Here is a 17,904-nt window from a genome sequence, read left to right as displayed (position 1 = left end):
GGCAAGCCTAGTGGTGGGTCTCGATACGCCGCTCGCTGCGCTCGCGTGCTACTCGACCACCGATCTGAGGGTCAGCGGGGCAGGCCGAGCTTGGCCGCGCAGCCCGGCCACGAGCCGTAGCCGCCGGTCGCCGCGCGCAGCTTCTCGGCGATGGCGATCTGGGTCTCGCGCGACTGCTGGTGGGGGTAGCCCGGGCCGCCGTAGGCGCGCCAGGTGCTGAGGCTGAACTGGAGGCCGCCGTAGTAGCCGTTGCCGGTGTTGATGGCCCAGTTGCCGCCCGACTCGCACTGCGCGAGGGAGTCCCAGACGGTGCTGCCGCCGGCGAAGTTGGCGGCCGTCTCCTCGGGCTTCTCCTTGGTGCCGACCGCGACGATGCGGGGCACGACCTTGCGCCGCACGTCGGCCTTGACGACCTTGCGGGCGACGAGCTCGCCGTCGACGAAGCGCAGCCGGTAGGTGACGTTGCGGACGCCGTCCCTGCCGGACTGCACGACCTCCTCCTCGCCCTCGAACATGCTGTCGTCCTCGCGCTCGATGACGGGGGCGTCGACGACTTCGCGCGCGACCCGCTTGGTCGCGATCCGGATGTCCTTGACGACGACCTTGTCGCCGTCGGCGATCTCGGTGGCGAGCGAGGGGGTGACCTCGTCGTGCTTGTCGACCTCGAAGTCCATCGACTTCAGGACGTCGGCGACGGTGAGCGCGGTGACCGTGCGCTTGCGTAGGTCCTTCGCGCCGAGCTTGAGGTGCACGACCTTGGGCGTGACGACCTCGAGCGTCAGGCCGCTGCGACCGATCGAGGAGCCACGGCTGGCGGACAGGTCGGCGCCGTCGAAGCGGCGGCCGATCTCGCCGAGGGCGCTCGCGACGTTGGTGGAGTTCACCCAGTACGTCTTGGTGTCGCCGTCGACGGAGAGCTCGAGGGGGCGGCCGAACTGGACCGCGATGGCCGAGCCGTCGCTGACGGTCTCGTCGACCGCCGGGGCGACCAGGTCCTTGTCGGTGACCTCGATGCCCTCGGCGGCGAGCACGTCGGCGACGGTGTCACCGATGGCGCTGACCTGACGGGTCTTCCCGTCGAGGGTGAGGGTCACGTCCTTGCTGAGGGCGGCATAGCCGACCGTGGTGCCGGCGACGGCTGCCACGATGACCCCGACGAGGGTCGCGAGGACTGCCCGTGAATTGAGCCTGGACCTGCTGAGCTGCGCGAGACGAGAGCGCACGATTCTCCGAACGTCGTACTCCCCGGGCCTCGGGCGGCAGCACTCCCCGTCCGAGCCTGCGCGGCAGCCATGCTTCGAGCGTGCGTGGAGCCGTACGACGTGCGAGCGGGGGTCTCGCTGGACCGGCCCGATCCGGTCCATGTGCTGCCGAAATCGCTCCCGATCCCGGCCAACAATCACAAGACGATAACGACGATGACCCCTGACGCAAACTCGAAGCGGGAAAAAAGTACGTGTCTCCGCTCACGGCGACGGCTGTCGCGCGCCCGGAATGCGGCCTACCAGGACCCCCCGAAGGCGGCCTCGGTGTTGGCGTCGATGGCCCGGCAGAGCTCCTCGAGGTCGGCGTGCAGCACCTCGGCCATGGCCCGCACGGTGTGCGGCACGAGGTAGGAGGCGTTGGGGCGGCCGCGATAGGGCGTCGGGGTCAGGTAGGGCGCGTCGGTCTCCACGAGCACGCGGTCGCGGGGCGTGACGGCGAGCGCGTTGCGCAGGGACGCGGCGTTCTTGAAGGTCACGGTCCCGGCGAAGCTCAGGTGGGCACCGCGGTCGAGGCACTGCCGGGCGAACGCCTCGTCGCCGGAGAAGCAGTGCATCACCCAGCGCTCGGGCGCCCCCTCCTCGTCGATGATCCGCAGGACGTCGTCGTGGGCCTCGCGGTCGTGGATGACGAGCGTCTTGCCGAGCCGCTTGGCGATGTCGATGTGGCGCCGGAAGCTCTCCTCCTGCGCGGCCCAGCCCGCGTCGCCCGTACGACTCTGTGCATGTCGGTAGTGGTCGAGGCCGGTCTCCCCGACGGCGCGCACCTTGTCGTGGGCCTGCGCGAGCTGCTCGATCTCGGCGAGCGCCTCCTCCAGGCGTCCGGCCTCGGCGAGCCGCGGCGCCTCGTTGGGGTGCAGGGCGACGCCGGCGACGAGGGCGTCGTGCTCGTCGGCCGCGGCGACGGCCCACCTGGCACCGGGCAGGTCGCACCCGATCTGCACGATGCGCGGCACCCCGACGGCGGCGGCGGCCGCGATCGCGTCCTCGGTGGAGATCCAGTCGCCGTCGGCGATGTCGAGGTGGCAGTGGTTGTCGACGACCGGGTGCGGGAGGGGCTCGGGCGCCGGCGGGCGCTCGCGGTCGCGGCGGGCGCCGGACGCCTCCTCGGTCGCGGCCCGGCTGCGGGTCGGCCCCTGGTCAGCGGTGGACAACGTCGTACACCTCCCGCTTGGGCAGGCCGGCGCGCCGGGCGACCTCGGCGATCGCCTCCTTGCGGGTCGACCCGGACGCCTCGAGCTCGGCGACGGCCGTACGCAGGGAGCCGGGGTCGCTGTCCACGGCGGGGCCGCCGCTGGATCCCTCGACCACGATCGTCACCTCGCCGCGCACGCCGTCCGCGGCCCACGCGACCAGCTCGGCCAGCGGGCCGCGGCGTACCTCCTCGTGGGTCTTGGTCAGCTCGCGGCAGACGGCGGCGCGGCGGTCGTTGCCGAGGGCCTCGGCCATGGCAGCGAGGGCGGCCTCGGTGCGGTGCGGCGCCTCGAAGAACACCATCGTCCGCTCCTCGGCGGCCAGCGCCGCGAGGCGTCGGCCGCGCTCGCCGGCCTTGCGCGGCAGGAACCCCTCGAAGCAGAAGCGGTCGACCGGCAGGCCGCTGACGGCGAGCGCGGTGAGCACGGCGCTGGGGCCGGGCACCGCCGTGACGCGGACGTCGTGCTCGACCGCGGCGGCCACCAGCCGGTAGCCCGGGTCGGAGACGCTCGGCATCCCGGCGTCGGTCACCAGGACGACGCGGTCACCGGCGAGCAGCGCCTCGAGCAGGGCGGGCGTACGGGCCTGCTCGTTGCCCTCGAAGTAGGAGACGACGCGACCCGACAGCGTGATGTCGAGGTCGGCGCACAGCCGCTTGAGCCGCCGGGTGTCCTCCGCGGCGACCACGTCGGCGCCGGCGAGCTCGGCTGCCAGCCGCGGCGGCGCGTCGCCCGCCTGCCCGATCGGGGTGCCCGCGAGGACCAGGACGCCTTCCATGAGGTTCACCGTAGATGCTCCCCAGCGGGGTTCCGCCACCGCGCCCGCAGGCCTAGCGTGACGAGATCCCATCCCTCGTCGCCCCGGAGGTTCCGTCACCATGCAGCTCAACCGCCGCACCGCCCTCAAGGGAGCCCTGGGAGGCGCCCTCGTCGCCGGCCCGTTCGCGGGCTTCGCCAACGCCGCCGCCCTCTCGCGCACCGGCGCCCTCGCCGGCGCAGCCGTCGGCACCCTCGTGCCGGTCCCTGACGCCCGTGACAACGTCGTACGACTCCACCTGCCGGCGGGCTTCTCCTACCGCTCCTTCCACGACACCTCCGCGCCGGTGACCCTGCCCGACGGCACCCGCCTGCCCGGCCGGCACGACGGCATGGGCGCCTTCGCGGGCCCGGACGGGTCGGTGCTGCTGGTGCGCAACCACGAGATCAACAACCCGCAGCCGGCATTCGGTCCCACCAAGCCGTACGACAAGCGCGGCGGCGCCGGCACGGTCACGATCCAGGTGACCAGGTACGGCGAGGTGCAGGACGCCTACACCAGCCTGAGCGGCACGATGATGAACTGCAGCGGCGGCCAGATGCCGTGGGGCGCCTGGGTCACGTGCGAGGAGACCATCAACGGCCCGGACGTGGGCCCTGACTTCACCGGAGCCTCCAACGTCCCGCTGCAGAAACGGCACGGCTACATCTTCGAGGTGCCTGCCGGAGGACTCGCCGACGCGCGACCCATCCGCAAGGCCGGCCGGTTCGCGCACGAGGCGGTGTCGTACGACCCGGCGGACGGCATCCTCTACCTCACCGAGGACAACTTCGCCTTCCCGTCGGGCTTCTACCGCTACGTCCCGCGGGCGCGGCGCGACGGGCACCGCAACCTCGACCACAACGGCCGGCTGCAGATGCTCGCGGTCAAGGGCCGCCCGCAGGCCCACCTCGAGGCGCACCAGGACACCACGACCGTCCACGACGTCGAGTGGGTCGACATCGACGAGCCCGACGTCGAGTTCCCCTACACCCCGGGCGAGCCGGCGCCGACGAGCAACGACACCGCGATCAACTTCGTCGGCGACCAGGGCCGGGCCAAGGGGGCCGCGCACTTCTCCCGGTGCGAGGGCCAGGTCTTCCACGACGGCGTCGTCTACTTCACCGCCACCCAGGGCGGAGGTCCGGCCATGACCGGACCAGACAACCGCAACGGCTACGGCCGCGGCTGGGGGCAGGTGTGGGGCTACGACACCCGGACGTCGACGCTGCGCTGCGTCTACCAGTCCGAGAGCCGCGACGTGCTCGACTTCCCCGACAACGTGACCACGAGCCCGCGCGGCACCCTGGTGCTCTGCGAGGACCATGACGAGGGCAACTTCCTGCGTGGGCTGACCACCGAGGGCGACCTGTTCTCCATCGCCAGGAACGTGATCGGCTCGGGCAACGACGAGTTCGCGGGGTCGACCTTCAGCCCCGACGGGCACACCCTCTTCGTGAACATCCAGTCCAGCCGCGGCCTGACCTTCGCGATCTGGGGTGACTGGGCCTCCATCGGGGTCTGAGGCGCCTCCTCCGTACGCCAGAGGCGCGCGCGGCCTGCCCCCGCGCGCCTCTGGTTAGAGTTCCGGCGTGACCCCGACTGCCGCCGAGCGGAATCGCCCGCGCTGGCGGTCGGAGGACCCGATGGCCGGCTGGCTGGGCGCGATCTGCCTGGCGGGCCTGGCCTTCTTCCTGCGCCGGTGGCACCTCGGCACCCCGCACCAGTTCTCCTTCGACGAGACCTACTACGCCAAGGACGCCTGGTCGCTGCTCACCTTCGGCTACGTCCGCACCTACGTCGAGGAGGCCGACAAGACCATCCTCAACGGCGACCTCACGGGGCTGTTCCAGGACACCCCGTCGATGGTCGTCCACCCCGAGGTCGGCAAGTGGGTGATCGCCGCCGGCATCGAGGTCTTCGGCATGGACCCGGCGGGCTGGCGCACCGCGTCCGCCGTCGTCGGCGCCCTCATGGTGCTGGTGATGTGCCGCTTCGTCCGGCGGGTCACCGGCTCGACCGTCCTCGGCCTCGTCGCCGGCCTGCTGCTGTCGGTCGACGGCCTGCAGCTCGTGCTGTCGCGGCTCGCGCTGCTCGACATCTTCCTCGCGTTCTTCCTGCTCTGCGGCGTGCACTGCGTGGTCGCGGACCGGCAGTGGCTGCGCGACCGGCTGGCCTCGGAGCGGGCGCGCAGCCGCTGGCTCTTCTGGTGGCGGCCGTGGCTGCTGGTCGGGGGCGTGGCGTTCGGCCTCGCGTGCGGCACCAAGTGGTCGGGCGCCTACACCCTTGCCGCCTTCGGGCTGCTCGCCTGGCTGTGGAGCGCCGGCGCCCGTCGCGCGTTCGGCGAGCGCCGCCCGCTGCTGCGCTCGGTCTTCCTCGACGGCATCCCCGCCTTCGTCGCCCTCGTCGGTGTGGCGCTGGCGACGTACGTCGCGTCGTGGACCGGCTGGATGATGAACGCCGAGGCCTACGAGGAGGCGTTCAGCAACACGCAGTACACCTCCTACGGCGGCGACGACCCGTGGCCGACCGCGAGCGAGCCCGACGCCGAGGGACTCGGTGAGGTCACGCAGTCGCTGCGGTCGCTGTGGTCCTACCACCAGGACGTCTACACCTTCCACAGCCACTTCCTCGACGACTCGACCCACGTCTACCAGTCGAGGCCGTCGACGTGGCTGGTGATGGGACGACCCGTCGGGGTGGACGCCCAGACCGACATCCAGCCCGGCTCACAGGGGTGCGAGGCGCCGTCCGGGTCGAGCTGCATCCGCCAGGTCCTGCTGATCGGCAACCCCGTCATCTGGTGGGGCGGGTGCCTGGCGATGGTGGCCTCGCTGCTGCTGTGGATCGGCGCCCGGGACTGGCGTCACGGCGTGGCGGTCGTCGGCCTGGCGAGCACCTGGCTGCCGTGGTTCGCCTTCGACGACCGACCGATCTTCTTCTTCTACGCCATCACCTGCCTGCCCTTCCTCGTCCTGTCGATCGTGCTGGCGATGGGCCACCTGATCGGCTCCTCCGACGTGCCGACACCGCGGCGTACGTCCGGGGTGGTGGTCGCCGGAAGCTACACCGTGCTCGCCCTCATCGCGTTCGCCTGGTTCTGGCCGATCTGGACCGACGAGCTGCTGACGAAGTCGGAGTGGGACGCCCGCATCTGGTTCCAGCGGTGGATCTGACGCCCTCGCCCAGCGGTCCGGTCCACGGGCGGGCAAACCCGCAGGTTCGGCGGAGGTTCGGTCAAGATCGAGCGGATTCGCCGGTCGGTCGTTCTCTTTTTCCCAGCGCCCGAGGACGATGGATCAACCCCGGTCACCGGGGTCGACGCCATGGGAGGGAGCGTTGAAGATGGACTCCACGATGATCCACGTGTGCCTGCAGACCGAAGGTGCACCGACCCCCGAGGGGCACGAGGTCGGCGAGCGCTGGGTGTGCTCGTGCGGTGACAACTTCGTCTACCGCGAGGGCTTCAACCGCGCCGGCCACCCGAGCCTCGAGTGGTGGCCCGCGCCGCCACCGCCCGCGATCCCGCAGCCGCGCAACGCCAGGGGACGCCGCCTGTTCGGCTCCCGCAAGGGCTGATCGGACCCGGGCCGACCACTCAGTCGGCCCACGCCCGGCTGCGTACGAACTCCACGAACCGCTCCGCCGGTGGCGCGAGGGGCCGCTCGGTGCGCCAGGTGAGCCCGATCGTGCGGGTCGCCGACGCAGAGGCGAGCGCGAGCCCGACCGAGCCCGACAGCCCGGCGAACGCCTCGGGCACGATCGCGACGCCCAGGCCGGCCGCCACCAGCCCCTCGATCGTGGCCAGGTCGGCGCTCTCGAAGGAGACCGGCGGACTGACCCCGGCCTCGTCCAGCAGCGCGCGCACGAGCGCGCTGTGCCCGAACCCCGGCGGCGTCGTCACGAGCTCGTCGTCACCCAGCTCGGCCAGGTCGACCCGGGTCCGGCGACGGAGCCGGTGCGTCGGCGGGACCACGACGACGAGTCGCTCGCGCTGCACCGGCAGCCAACCCAGGTCGGGGGCGCGCTCCATCGTGAGCCCGAGCTCGACGACGCCACGGTCGAGGTCGCGGCGGATGTGGTGGGCGGGCTCCTGGCTCAGCACGACCTTCACGCCCGGTGCGTCGGCGTGGAACGCGCGCAGCAGCCGGGGCACCAGGGTGGTGGCCATCGAGTCGAGGAAGGCCAGCCGCACCAGGCCGGCGTCGGGGTCGAGACGGTTGGCGAGGTCGGCCCGCAGCTGGTCGTGACGGGTGACGAGGTCGCGCGCCGCGTCGAGCACGATCTGGCCGTCGGGCGTGACCTCGATGCCGGTCGGCGTGCGCTCGAAGACCCGTACGCCGAGTTCGTCCTCGAGGCGCGCCAGCGCCCGCGACAGGGTCGGCTGGCTGGTCCCGAGCGCGGCGGCGGCCCCGGTGACGTGCCCGGTCTCGCCGAGCTGCACCAGCCACGCCAGGTCGCGGATCTGCACGCGGCGATCATACGTCGTACGCATGGCTTGCACACTCACGTGACATTGGACGTATGGGCCTCCGAGGCGCACCATCGATCGGATGGCCACCGCTCACCTGCCCCGCACGGACGCCGGCCCCTCGCCGTACCGTCCGGGCAGCCCGGGCTACCGCCGCGTGATGGTGGCGGTGTTCTCGGCGGGGATGGCGACCTTCGTGCTGCTCTACGACGTGCAGGCGCTGCTGCCCGAGCTGGTGGACGCGTTCGACCTCACCCCGGCCCGCGCGACCCTCGCCCTGTCGCTCACCACCGCGACCCTCGCCGTGGCGCTGCTCGTGGTGGGGCCGCTGTCGGAGCGCGTGGGACGCACCGCCCTGATCCACGCGGCGCTCTGGTCCGCTGCCGTCGTCGGCGTCGCGTGCGCGCTGGCGCCCTCCTGGGAGGCGCTGCTCGGGCTGCGGATGGTCCAGGGCGTCACCCTCGCCGGGCTGCCCGCGGTCGCCACGGCGTACCTCCGCGAGGAGCTGCACCCCTCCGCGCACGGGCGCGCCTTCGGGCTCTACATCGCCGGCACCGCCCTCGGCGGGATGGCCGGGCGGGTGGTCACCGCCCCGATCGCCGAAGCGGCCGGATGGCGCTGGGGCCTGGCCGCCGCGGCGCTCTTCGCGCTGGCCTGCGCGCTGCTGGTGGCGTGGCTGCTGCCCGCCTCGCGCCACTTCGTACGCCGTCCAGCGGGCGCCCGCGCGGTGCTCACGGGCGCGCGGGCCGCCGTCTCCGACCGGGCGCTGGTGGCGCTCTACGTCCTCGGGGCATGCGGCATCGGCACCATGGTCGCCGTCTTCAACGCGCTCGGCTTCCGCCTCAGCTCGGCGCCCTACGACCTGCCGGTGGGCACGATCAGCCTCGTCTACCTCGTCTACGCGCTCGGCTCGGTGAGCTCGGCGGCGTCCGGCCGGATCGCCGACCGCATCGGCCGCCGCGCGACGATCCCGGTCGGCTGTGCCCTTGCCCTCGTCGGCACCTTGCTGACCCTCGCGAGCGCACTGCCGGTCGTCGTGCTCGGCATGGCGGCACTCACCGTCGGGTTCTTCGGCGTGCATGGCATCGCCAGCGGGTGGGTCACCTCGCGGGCCCACCTCGCGGGCGTCGGCACCGCCCAGGCCGCCGCGTTCTACGCGTTCGCCTACTACGTCGGCGCCTCGGTCAACGGCTGGCTCGGCAGCGCCGCGTGGAGCCGTGCCGGCTGGTCGGGGGTGGTGGCGCTGGCCACGGCGCTGCTGCTCACGGTGTGCGCGATGGTCGTCGTGCTGCGCCGTACGCCCGCGCTGGCGCAGCCCGGCGGCTGAGCCGCCCCTGTCACCAGGCGCCGGGGAACCGGGCCGACCCGGCGATCGCCAGCAGTGCGACCCCCAGCGCCACCGCCACGGCGATGAGCACGGACTGCCCCAGCCAGCGGAGCCCGGGCAGCGCGAGGAGCACCAGCCCGGCGGCCGCGGCCATCGTCGGCAGCACCCAGACCGGGACCGCCAGGGACACCAGGCCCATCAGCACCGCCAGCCCGACGCCACCGAGGGCCGCCCGACCGAGCGGGACCGGCCGCGGGCCGCGCGGCAGGCCGACCTCGGTGACGGGCCCCGACGCGGGCAGCTGGTCGGGCGCCAGCACCCGCAGCAGGAGGGTGATCGTCGCCGGGTCGGCCACCACGACCACGTCGCGGTAGCGGTCGGCGACGGCGTGGCGGCGTACGACCTCGTCGAGGCGGTGCCCGCGGTCGACGTCGGGGAAGCGTACGGGCGCCAGCAGGACCTCCGGGTGCGCGTCGTGGCGCAGCCCCTGCACGACCCGCTTGCCCTCTGCGGTCGGTGCGGTGAGCACGATCGCGCCGACACCCATGCCCTTGCGCACCCGAGCGACGTCGGCCTCGTCCGCGTTCGTGCTCACCACGAAGATGCGCTGGAAGTCGCTCACTCTCCAGACCGTAGCGGGAGGCGGGTGCGACGAGCCGTCAGGTCGGCCGCAAGCGAACCGCAAGGGCCGTGGCGCAGCATCTCGTCATGCACCCGCACCTCCCGCAGCCCGATGCCAGGGTCGGCTGAGTCGTGTTCCACATCGGCGCGCTCGCGCCCACCCTGGACAGCGGCGCCGAGCTGCTGCGCCGTGTGCGAGCCGGCGGCGCTGCCCGACTCGGCACCCGTCCTCACCCCGAGCTGACGTTGAGCTGGGCGCCGCTCGCCACCGCGCCGACGCCCTGGCAGCGTGGCGACCTCGAGACGGTCCGGAGCCAGCTGGCGCTGAGCTCGGTCCGGCTGCGCGAGGCGGGCGCGCACTTCTTCGTGTGCACGGACGACACCGCCTACGTGCCCCTCGAGGTGCCCGGCGCCGAGCTGGCCATCCCTGGACTCCACGCCGCACCGGTCGTGGCAGCCGAGGCCCAGCGCCTCGGCTTCGCCCGGGTGGGCGTCCTCGGCACGAGGTGGACCCTGGGCTGGGCGCGCTACGCCGACCACCTCGAGCCGATGGGCATCTCGGCGGTCCCGTTGCCGCTCTGGGAGGAGACCACGCTCCACTCGATCATCTTCGACGAGCTCGTCCACGGCAGGTACTCGCTGCACTCCCGCGACGTGGCCCTCGGGATCGTCGAGGGCCTGCGCCGCGAGGGCTGCCAGGCCGTCGTGCTGGGCTGCCAGGAGCTGACCTCGCTGGTGACACCCGCGAGCTCGCCGCTGCCGCTGCTGGACGTCACGACGCTGCTCGCCGACGCCGCCCTCGCAGTGGCGGTGGGTGACGCACCCCTGCCGCTGTGGCGCGGCGGCCTGCACGAGTCGGGGGCGTGGACGCCCCAGTCGCACGAGCACTACTACGCGCGGTGAGTGAGGGCTCCCCGGTCCGGGAAGCCCCCACTCGTCGGCGCGTCGCCGGGATCACTGCACGACGTACAGGTCCTTGTAGTTCGGCGCACCGAGCGAGCCATCGCCCGTCGGGTTGCCGATCTTGGTGCCGAAGGCGAACAGCTCGTTGCGGAACGCGGTCGGGATGATCGGGAAGTACTCCGTCATGATCTTCTCGTCCAGCGCGCCCCACGCGTCAGCCTGCTCCTCGAGCGGCATCTCGTTGATGGCGTCCATCTCCTCGTTGATCGACGGCTCGTCGAAGAACGCGGTGTTGTAGACAGCCTCACCCTTCAGCAGCGGCGGGAGCATCGTCGAGCCGGCCGGCCAGTCCGAGCACCAGTTGACGCCACGCAGGTTCAGCTTCTTGTTGACCTTGTTGTCGGGGTCGAGCCAGATGTTGTACGGCGAGTCCTGGACCGGGATCGCGGTGACCTTGAAGCCGGAGGCCTCGAAGCCCTTGGTGATCTGGTCCTGGGTGGCCACGGCCAGCGGGTCGACCTCGTAGTAGACCATCGTGATCTCGTAGGGCTCGTCACCGTAACCGGCCTCGGCGAGCAGCTCCTTGGCCTTCTCCGGGTCGTAGGTGATCTGCTCACCGTCGACCTGGAACTCCTTCTTGCCCGCCATGCCGGGAGGCATGATCGAGTTCGCGGGGACACGGGTCACACCGGGCACCTCGCCGCCGGCGATCCACACGTCCTCGTAGGGGTAGGCGTAGGCCAGGGCCTTGCGGACCTCGATCTCGGTGATCTTGGTGTAGTCAGGCGTCAGCGTGTTCACGCACTGCACGGTCTGCTGCACCAGGCGGTCGCCCAGCTGCGAGTTGGCGTCGTTGTACTTGTCCGACCCCAGCGAGGTCGCCACGGCGGTCTGGCTGTCGGCGTTGTCCGAGAGCATGATCTCGTCGACCTTGGCCTGGTCCTGGTTGAACTTGAACACGAACTCGTCGGCGTACTGGTGACGACCCGGGTCGGACTCAGCCACCCACTGGTCGTTCTTCACCAGGCGGAGCTCCTCGTTGGGCTTGTAGCTCTCGACCTTGTAGGGGCCGTTCGACAGCGGCTTGGTGCCGTAGTTCGGCGGCTTGGAGGCGTTGCCCAGCGGAGCCGGGCCCATCGCCATGAACGCGCCCCAGTAGTCCATGTCCGGGAACGGCACGGACATCGAGATCGTGATGTCCTGACCCTCGACCGAGATGCCGTCCCAGGCCTCGCACTTGGGGTCCTTGCCGGTGTAGGGGCCCTCGTACTCCTCAGCACCAGCGAAGTAGTGCTTGGAGTACTCGGTGCCCGGACCCGACGGGAACGCCTCGGAGTCCAGCGAACGGCAGATGCCGAACGCGACCTCTTCGGCCGTGACGGGCTTGCCGTCCTCCCACGTGGCGTCCTCACGGATGGTGAAGGTCCACTCCGTGAAGTCCTCGTTGGGGGTGCCGAGGTCCGTGGCGAGGTCGGGAACCAGCACAGGCTGACCCGCCTCGTCACGCACGTACTGGGTCAGCGAGCGGCTCGTGAGCGCCTGCTGGATCGAGTTGCCGGTCACCGACCAGCCACCGGTGGGGTCCAGGGAGTCCGGACCGGGGTCACCGGCCAGGTAGACCGTGATGGTCCCACCCGGCGTGGCGCCCTCGACGTCGGCAGCAGGGCCCTGACGCTCAGCGTCCTTGGTGCCCCCCTCCTGCCCACCGAACTCTCGGTCCGAACCCGAGCCGTTGGAACCACCATCGTCCGACGAACCGCCGCCACAGGCAGCGAGCGTCAGGAGGGCGGCACCAGCAACGAGTGCGAGCGGCTTGTTCCGCTTCATGCTGTCCAGCCTTTCTGTCATGTCATCACCGAGGACGGCGGTCCCCCGTGGTCAGCACGACGCTAGGAGGCGCCCACCTGCCGGAGGAGTGGGCGACTGTCACGATCGGATCTCGGAACGAAGCCGAGATAACGAAGCGGTCTCGGGCGGACCGACAGCTCGGCCGTACGCGCCTCAGCCGTCGCCGTCGCCGTCGCCGGTGTCCCCCCGCGCGGCGAAGGCGCGGGCGAGCTCGGTGCGCGACCGGAAGCCCTTCTTGCGGAAGACGCTGCCGAGGTGGCGCTCCACCGTCCTGGGACTCAGGAACAGGGCGGCGGCGACCTCCTTGTTCGACTTCCCGGCGGCGACCAGCAGGGCCACTCGCGTCTCCTGCGACGTCAGGTCGCGAGGTTCGCCGTCATCCACCGTCCGGACGGTGGCGCCGGTGGCGTTGAGCTCGGCGGCCGCGACACCGACCCAGCGGGTCAGTTCCAGCTCGGTGAACGCCTCGTGGGCGGCGCGCAGCTGCTCGCGCGCGAGCACGCGCAGACCGTCGCGCCGCAGCCGGGACCCGAACAGCAGGTGCGTCCGGGCGCGCTCGAAGGCGTCGGGGTGCGCGGCGTACGACTCGAGCGCTGCCTCGAAGCACTGGTGCGCCTCGGCCCGGTCCCTGGCCGTCAGCGCCCGGCAGCGCTGGACCTGTGCGGTCAGCTCGACCGGCGAGGCCGCCGGCGTGGCATCGGCGAGGCGTTGCGAGAGGCTCAGCGCGTCGTCGGCGCGACCCAGGCCGAGGTAGGCCTCGACGAGCAGGGGTGCGACGCCGAGCGGCTCACCCATCGCGCCGACACCGCCGTCGACGGCGATCCGGGCCTCGAGCAGGTCCACCACGAGCGGAAGGTCCTCGCGGCAGAGTGCGCAGAACGCGGCAGTGATCGCGTAGTGGGCAGCCGCGGTCGTCGTCCCGGCCCGGTCGATGAGCTGCCGGGCACGCTCCAGCGCCGCCCGGGCGTCGTCGTGGAGACCTCGCGCGGCGCACTGCCAGGCGAGCTGCTCGACGGCGACGGCGGCATCGGCGACGTACCCCAGCCAGTCCGCGAGCTCCACCGCCTCACCTGCCTCGGCGAAGGCGCCGGCGTGGTCGCCGACCATGGCCCGGCCGGACGCGCTGATCGCCAGGATCGGCATCAGCACACCGATCGCGCCCCTGCGCCTGACGTCGTCGACCCGGCCCGCGGCACGCTCCAGGGCATCGCCCACCGTGCCCGTCAGCCCCGCGGCGAGGGCCATGACCAGGAGGGACCGGGGGTCGTCCCGGAGCTCCTCCGAGAGGGCCAGGTCGGTCAGCCCCCCGAGCAGGGTCTGGGCCGACTCGTAGTCACCGGCGACAGCACTCGCCATGCCGCCGGTGAAACGCACGCGAAGGCGCTGCGCAGGGTCATCCACGTCTGCGGCCGCCTCGATCCCGGCCGCGCAGTCCGCGAACGTCGCGAGGTCGTTGAGCCGGAAGGCCACCAGCGCTCGCTCGGTCAGGGCGTCCACCAGCTCGGCGCCCTCCAGCGCGGCGCACGCACCGGCGAGATGGTCCGCCGCGCGCACCACCGACCCTGCGTACTGCTCCATCATCCCGAGCGTGAAGAGGGCCCGGCCCCGGGTCTCGTCGGAGGCACCCGGCGAGGTCAGCACCCGATCGACCAGTCCGCGGGTGAGAGCCAGGTCGCCGGCCACGAACGCGTCCTGCGCGGCGGCGGCGAGCCGGTCGGCGGCGACCCCGTGGTCGCGGGTCAGCAGCGCGGAGCGTTCGAGTGCGGCCGAGGCCGCGGCGTAGCCCAGCCGCGACCTCTCATCGGCGGCGGTCTGCGCCAGGGCGTCCGCGACGAGGTCGTCGGCGCCGGTTGCGGCAGCCGCGCGGTGGTGGGCGTGCCCGGCCGATCCCGGGGGGACGTGGCTCGCCAGCAACCGGTGCGCGTCGCGCAGCTGGCTCGGCGTGGCCAGCCGCAACGTCGCGGAGCGGATCAGCGGGTGCCGGAACTCGTGACCGGTCCCGCCCGGCACGAGCACGCCCCGGGCCACGGCCTCGTCGAACGACTCCGCAGGAGCGGCGCTGGGCGCCACGCTCCGGTCCAGGGCGGTCAGCAGCACGGCCAGACGTACGGGGTCGGGCAGCGTGCCGACGACGGCGTCGTAGACCGTGTGCAGCCGCGTTCCCACGGGCAGCGCGTCGGGCAGGGGGGATGCGCCCACCCGCTGGGCTGCGCTCAGGCGGCCGGAGACCTCGAGCAGGGCCAGCGGGTTGCCCCCGGTGAGCTCGGTCAGTCGCCGGACCACGGGAGCCGCCACGTCTGCTCGCAGGAGCTCGCCCGCCTCACGGTCGTCCAGGCCGTCGAGGCGCCGCACGGGCAGGCCGTGGACCAGCTCCGCGGGCAGCACCCCGCTGCGCGCGCTGGTCACGAACCCGACGGCGTCGGCGTTGAGGCGACGCGCCGCGAAGAGGATCGCGTCCGCCGACTCCCGGTCGAGCCAGTGCAGGTCGTCGACCAGCACCAGCACCGGCGTCAGGACCGCCGCGGCCGCCAGCAGCGACAGCGTCCCCGCCGCCACGAGGAACCGGTCCGCCGGTGCGCCCGAGGAGGTCCAGCCGAGCGCGACGCCGAGGGCGGCGGCCTGCCCCTCGGGGACCTCGTCCAGCAGGTGCCGGACCGGGGTGAGCAGCTCGAGCAGCCCCGCGTGGGCGAGCGTCGCCTCGGACTCCGCCCCCGTCGAGGACAGGCAGGTGAACCCGACGGCCATCGACCGCGCCTGGTCCATGAGCAGGGTCTTGCCCATGCCGGGCTCACCCTCGACGTGGAGCGCCGCGGTCTCGCCGGCCCGGACGCGGTCCAGCAGCTGCCGGACGACGCGCAGCTCATGGTCGCGGCCGACCGGCTCCTGCGGCGAGTTGGGGGATCTGACGGACGCGGGGAGAGACGCCCCGGGGTCAGGGTTGCCGGGACGTTCAACACCAGGAGGTGGTCCCCATGTGGACATCGCACCACATGCTAGAGACTCTGGAGCGCGTCATGCGCTCCCCCGGCTGGGCCTACACGCCGTGGCGTTTCATGCCGCCGTACCGCCCGCAGCGGACGGGACGTCGATGAGCCGCGCACGTCGCACGACCGCTGCGGGCGTACGGGCGGACCTGTCATGACTCAGGCCGCACCGGGCTTCGCCGGGATCGACCACGTGGCGCTGACCGTGACCGACCTCGACGTCAGCGAGCGCTTCTACACCGAGGTGCTCGGCTTCGTCGTCGTGATGGACGTCGGCACCGGACGCATCTGCATGCACCCCGCCACGGGCTTCGTGCTCGCGCTGCTGGTCCACGACGGCGGCACGGGCCAGGAGTTCTCCGAGCTCAACGTCGGCGCCGACCACCTCGGCCTCGCGTCGGCGTCGCGCGCGGAGCTCGAGTGGTGGCAGGCGCGATTCGACGACCTCGGCGTGCGCCACACCCCGATCCGCGACGAGACCTTCGGCTCCCACCTGAACTTCCGCGACCCGGACAACATCGCCCTGGAGCTCTCCTGCTCCAACGAGCTCATGACTGCTGCCCAGGCAGCGATGGCAACCGGGCAGATGACCTCCGAGGACATCGCGACCTTCATCGCCGAGAACGCCGACGACTCGTACGCCGTCCGCGACCCCTCCGCGCCGGCCGGCTGAAGCCGGCCACCCTACGTCGTCGGAGAACAGCAACAGCCCGGACCCTCGAGGGGGTCCGGGCTGTCCGGGATCTCGTGCGAGACCACAAGGGTGGAGCTGAGGGGATTCGAACCCCTGACCTTCTCATTGCGAACGAGACGCGCTACCAACTGCGCCACAGCCCCATGCGCCTCACGGCGCGACGCCAAGATACACGAGCCCCGAGAGGCCCGCCCAATCGGCCCGGATCGGCTCAGGCGCCGCTCGCGCGGCGGGCGTCGCGCTCGGACTCGTCGGCCTCGCGGGCGGTCCGGGCGGACTGCTCGGCGGACCGGGCGAGGGCGGAGTCCTCGTCGTTGCGGCCGCTGGACCAGACGCCGGTGGAGTCGAGGTCGATGGTGGAGACCGTACGCCGGGCCGCGGCCGGCTTGTTGACGTAGGTCGGGAGCGTGGTGGGCACCATGTCCCACCCGCCGACGACGGGGATCTCGCCGGTGACCACGGCCGGCGCGTCGGCGGCCGGGGAGGACTCCGACGGCTCGGGCGCCGCCGGGGCGGCCGGGACGCGCGGCTGGGGCGGGATGACGGGCAGCTCGCCGGTGAGGTCCCCCTGCTCCTCCTCGACCAGCGGCGGCAGGCCGATCTCGATCGCGCCGCGGGCGGCGCGCTGGCGACGCTCGGCGCGTACGGAGACACGGCAGGCGACCAGCCAGGCGACGAGCACGGCGGCGGGCGCGGCCACCCACGGCCACCCGATGACGGACCCGGCGGCCAGGCCGATGACGACGGTGTTGGCCAGCAGGACGAGGGCGAGGACGTTGCGGCGGCGCTTCGCGGCGCGCCGCGCTGAGGCGCGCTCGGCGACGGGCGAGGTGCGCGACGTACGGGCGACGGGGGCGGAGACCTCGCGGGTCACCGTGGTGGTCACGGACGCGCTGACGGTCTCGGTGACGGGCTGCGCGTGGGCCTTGGTCTCCACCGGCGGGCGCAGGGAGGCGCGGATCGGCGAGACGACCAGGCGTGCGTTGCGCCGGTCGACGGGCTCGCGGCGCGCGAGGACCCGCATGGTGTGCGAGAACTTCTCGACGGAACGACTGCGGACGGCCTCGTCGTGGTGCTTGACGGCCTTGGGGATCAGGTAGACGGCCCACGCCACGGCAAGGGCGACGAAGATCAGAGCGCTCGGGTCCACGGTCGAAGCGTAGGAGCGTGGAGCGTGAGCGGGGCGGATGTCAAGTGGTGTGTCGCAGAACTACTGGTGTGACTGGTGTGTCGAGAGCCGTGCGAGGACCCCTTCGGGTGCCTCCTCCGCGGTGACCGCGAAGATCCGGTGGTCGCGCCACGCCCCGTCGATGTGCAGGAACCGCGGGGCGTAGCCGACCTGTTCGAGGCCGAGCTTCTCCACGACCCGCAGCGAGTTGGTGTTCTCGGGGCGTACGCAGATCTCCACGCGGTGCAGCCGCACGGGGCCGAGGCAGTGGTCGATCACCAGGCCCACCGCGCGCGGGGCCACCCCGCGCCCGGCGACGTCGGCGGACACCCAGTAACCGATCGAGGCCCACTGGGCCGACCCGCGCGCCACGTTGCTCACCGTCACCTGGCCGGAGAAGCGGCCCTCGACCTCGATCACGAACGGCAGGCACAGGCCCTGCCTCGCCTGCTGCAGCAGCGACCGGGTGACGACCTTGTAGGACGACGGGCGCGGTGCCGCACCCGGCGGGACCGTCGCGTCCCACGGCCGCAGCCAGTCGTGGTTGCGCGCGCGCACGGCCTGCCACTCGTCGGCGTCGGCGCGCCTGAGCGGGCGCACGACGACGCCCTCGGACTCCAGGCGGGCCGGCCAGCCC

General features: G+C 72.5%; 15 protein-coding genes and 1 tRNA gene. 6 read left to right on the top strand and 10 right to left on the bottom strand.

The genetic code is table 11. From position 1 onward, the window contains the following. Positions 1–71 precede the first annotated feature (71 nt). The 3 genes from AC57BS_RS11205 to rsmI all read right to left on the bottom strand — a co-directional run bounded on the left by AC57BS_RS11205 (position 72) and on the right by rsmI (position 3,233). Positions 72–1,223 carry a resuscitation-promoting factor gene (locus AC57BS_RS11205; RefSeq protein ID WP_496411520.1) on the bottom strand — a complete coding sequence of 384 codons (1,152 nt, stop codon included), beginning with the start codon at positions 1,221–1,223 and terminating at the stop codon, positions 72–74. Between the two features lie 278 nt (positions 1,224–1,501). Then, entirely contained in the window at positions 1,502–2,416 is a 915-nt protein-coding gene (locus AC57BS_RS11200) for a TatD family hydrolase (protein WP_496411519.1), read from the bottom strand. Next, positions 2,403–3,233 (bottom strand): 16S rRNA (cytidine(1402)-2'-O)-methyltransferase, encoded by an 831-nt coding sequence (gene rsmI / locus AC57BS_RS11195; protein WP_496411518.1) that lies wholly within the window; start codon positions 3,231–3,233, stop codon positions 2,403–2,405. Before rsmI ends, AC57BS_RS11200 begins: the two co-directional genes overlap by 14 nt. 100 nt (positions 3,234–3,333) lie before the next feature. Here rsmI and AC57BS_RS11190 point away from each other — a divergent pair, with 100 nt between their 5' ends. The 3 genes from AC57BS_RS11190 to AC57BS_RS11180 all read left to right on the top strand — a co-directional run bounded on the left by AC57BS_RS11190 (position 3,334) and on the right by AC57BS_RS11180 (position 6,830). Further along, the gene (locus AC57BS_RS11190; RefSeq protein WP_496411517.1) at positions 3,334–4,776 is read left to right on the top strand and encodes a PhoX family protein; all 1,443 of its coding nucleotides are present in this window, start codon (positions 3,334–3,336) and stop codon (positions 4,774–4,776) included. Between the two features lie 67 nt (positions 4,777–4,843). Beyond that, on the top strand, positions 4,844–6,427 hold the full coding sequence (locus AC57BS_RS11185) for a dolichyl-phosphate-mannose--protein mannosyltransferase (RefSeq protein WP_496411516.1): 1,584 nt from the start codon (positions 4,844–4,846) through the stop codon (positions 6,425–6,427). 169 nt (positions 6,428–6,596) lie between these two features. Continuing rightward, complete coding sequence (locus AC57BS_RS11180) at positions 6,597–6,830, top strand: hypothetical protein (RefSeq protein ID WP_496411515.1); 234 nt, start codon at positions 6,597–6,599, stop codon at positions 6,828–6,830. 19 nt (positions 6,831–6,849) lie between these two features. On the opposite strand, the gene AC57BS_RS11175 is transcribed toward AC57BS_RS11180, so the two are convergent. Further along, entirely contained in the window at positions 6,850–7,722 is an 873-nt protein-coding gene (locus AC57BS_RS11175) for a LysR family transcriptional regulator (protein WP_496411514.1), read from the bottom strand. Between the two features lie 82 nt (positions 7,723–7,804). Between AC57BS_RS11175 and AC57BS_RS11170 the strand changes: the two genes are divergently transcribed. Then, on the top strand, positions 7,805–9,049 hold the full coding sequence (locus tag AC57BS_RS11170) for an MFS transporter (RefSeq protein WP_496411513.1): 1,245 nt from the start codon (positions 7,805–7,807) through the stop codon (positions 9,047–9,049). 10 nt (positions 9,050–9,059) lie between these two features. Here the strand turns inward: AC57BS_RS11170 and AC57BS_RS11165 are convergent, their stop codons facing one another. Next, complete coding sequence (locus tag AC57BS_RS11165) at positions 9,060–9,671, bottom strand: hypothetical protein (RefSeq protein ID WP_496411512.1); 612 nt, start codon at positions 9,669–9,671, stop codon at positions 9,060–9,062. Positions 9,672–9,802: 131 nt separating this feature from the next. Between AC57BS_RS11165 and AC57BS_RS11160 the strand changes: the two genes are divergently transcribed. Then, entirely contained in the window at positions 9,803–10,573 is a 771-nt protein-coding gene (locus tag AC57BS_RS11160) for an aspartate/glutamate racemase family protein (RefSeq protein ID WP_496411511.1), read from the top strand. A gap of 51 nt (positions 10,574–10,624) precedes the next feature. Here AC57BS_RS11160 and AC57BS_RS11155 read toward each other — a convergent pair whose 3' ends face one another. Then, positions 10,625–12,400, bottom strand: coding sequence for an ABC transporter substrate-binding protein (locus AC57BS_RS11155; RefSeq protein WP_496411510.1), 1,776 nt, complete (start codon positions 12,398–12,400; stop codon positions 10,625–10,627). Positions 12,401–12,574: 174 nt separating this feature from the next. Further along, a complete protein-coding gene (locus AC57BS_RS11150; RefSeq protein WP_496411509.1) occupies positions 12,575–15,403 on the bottom strand; it encodes an AAA family ATPase in 2,829 nt (942 codons plus the stop codon). A gap of 156 nt (positions 15,404–15,559) precedes the next feature. Here AC57BS_RS11150 and AC57BS_RS11145 point away from each other — a divergent pair, with 156 nt between their 5' ends. Then, positions 15,560–16,078, top strand: coding sequence for a VOC family protein (locus tag AC57BS_RS11145; protein ID WP_496411508.1), 519 nt, complete (start codon positions 15,560–15,562; stop codon positions 16,076–16,078). A gap of 91 nt (positions 16,079–16,169) precedes the next feature. On the opposite strand, the gene AC57BS_RS11140 is transcribed toward AC57BS_RS11145, so the two are convergent. From AC57BS_RS11140 to AC57BS_RS11130, 3 genes are all read right to left on the bottom strand, one after another. Next, positions 16,170–16,242, bottom strand: a tRNA-Ala gene (locus tag AC57BS_RS11140). A gap of 68 nt (positions 16,243–16,310) precedes the next feature. Then, a complete protein-coding gene (gene sepX, locus AC57BS_RS11135) occupies positions 16,311–17,249 on the bottom strand; it encodes a divisome protein SepX/GlpR (protein ID WP_496411507.1) in 939 nt (312 codons plus the stop codon). A gap of 60 nt (positions 17,250–17,309) precedes the next feature. Continuing rightward, entirely contained in the window at positions 17,310–17,867 is a 558-nt protein-coding gene (locus AC57BS_RS11130) for a GNAT family N-acetyltransferase (protein WP_242498526.1), read from the bottom strand. Between the last annotated feature and the right edge of the window lie 37 nt (positions 17,868–17,904).

Source organism: Nocardioides sp. BGA-UO-ETr-FS32 (genome assembly GCF_059567905.1).
The sequence above is the reverse complement of the archived record's forward strand: the minus strand, read 5'-3'. Positions and strand labels throughout refer to the sequence as shown.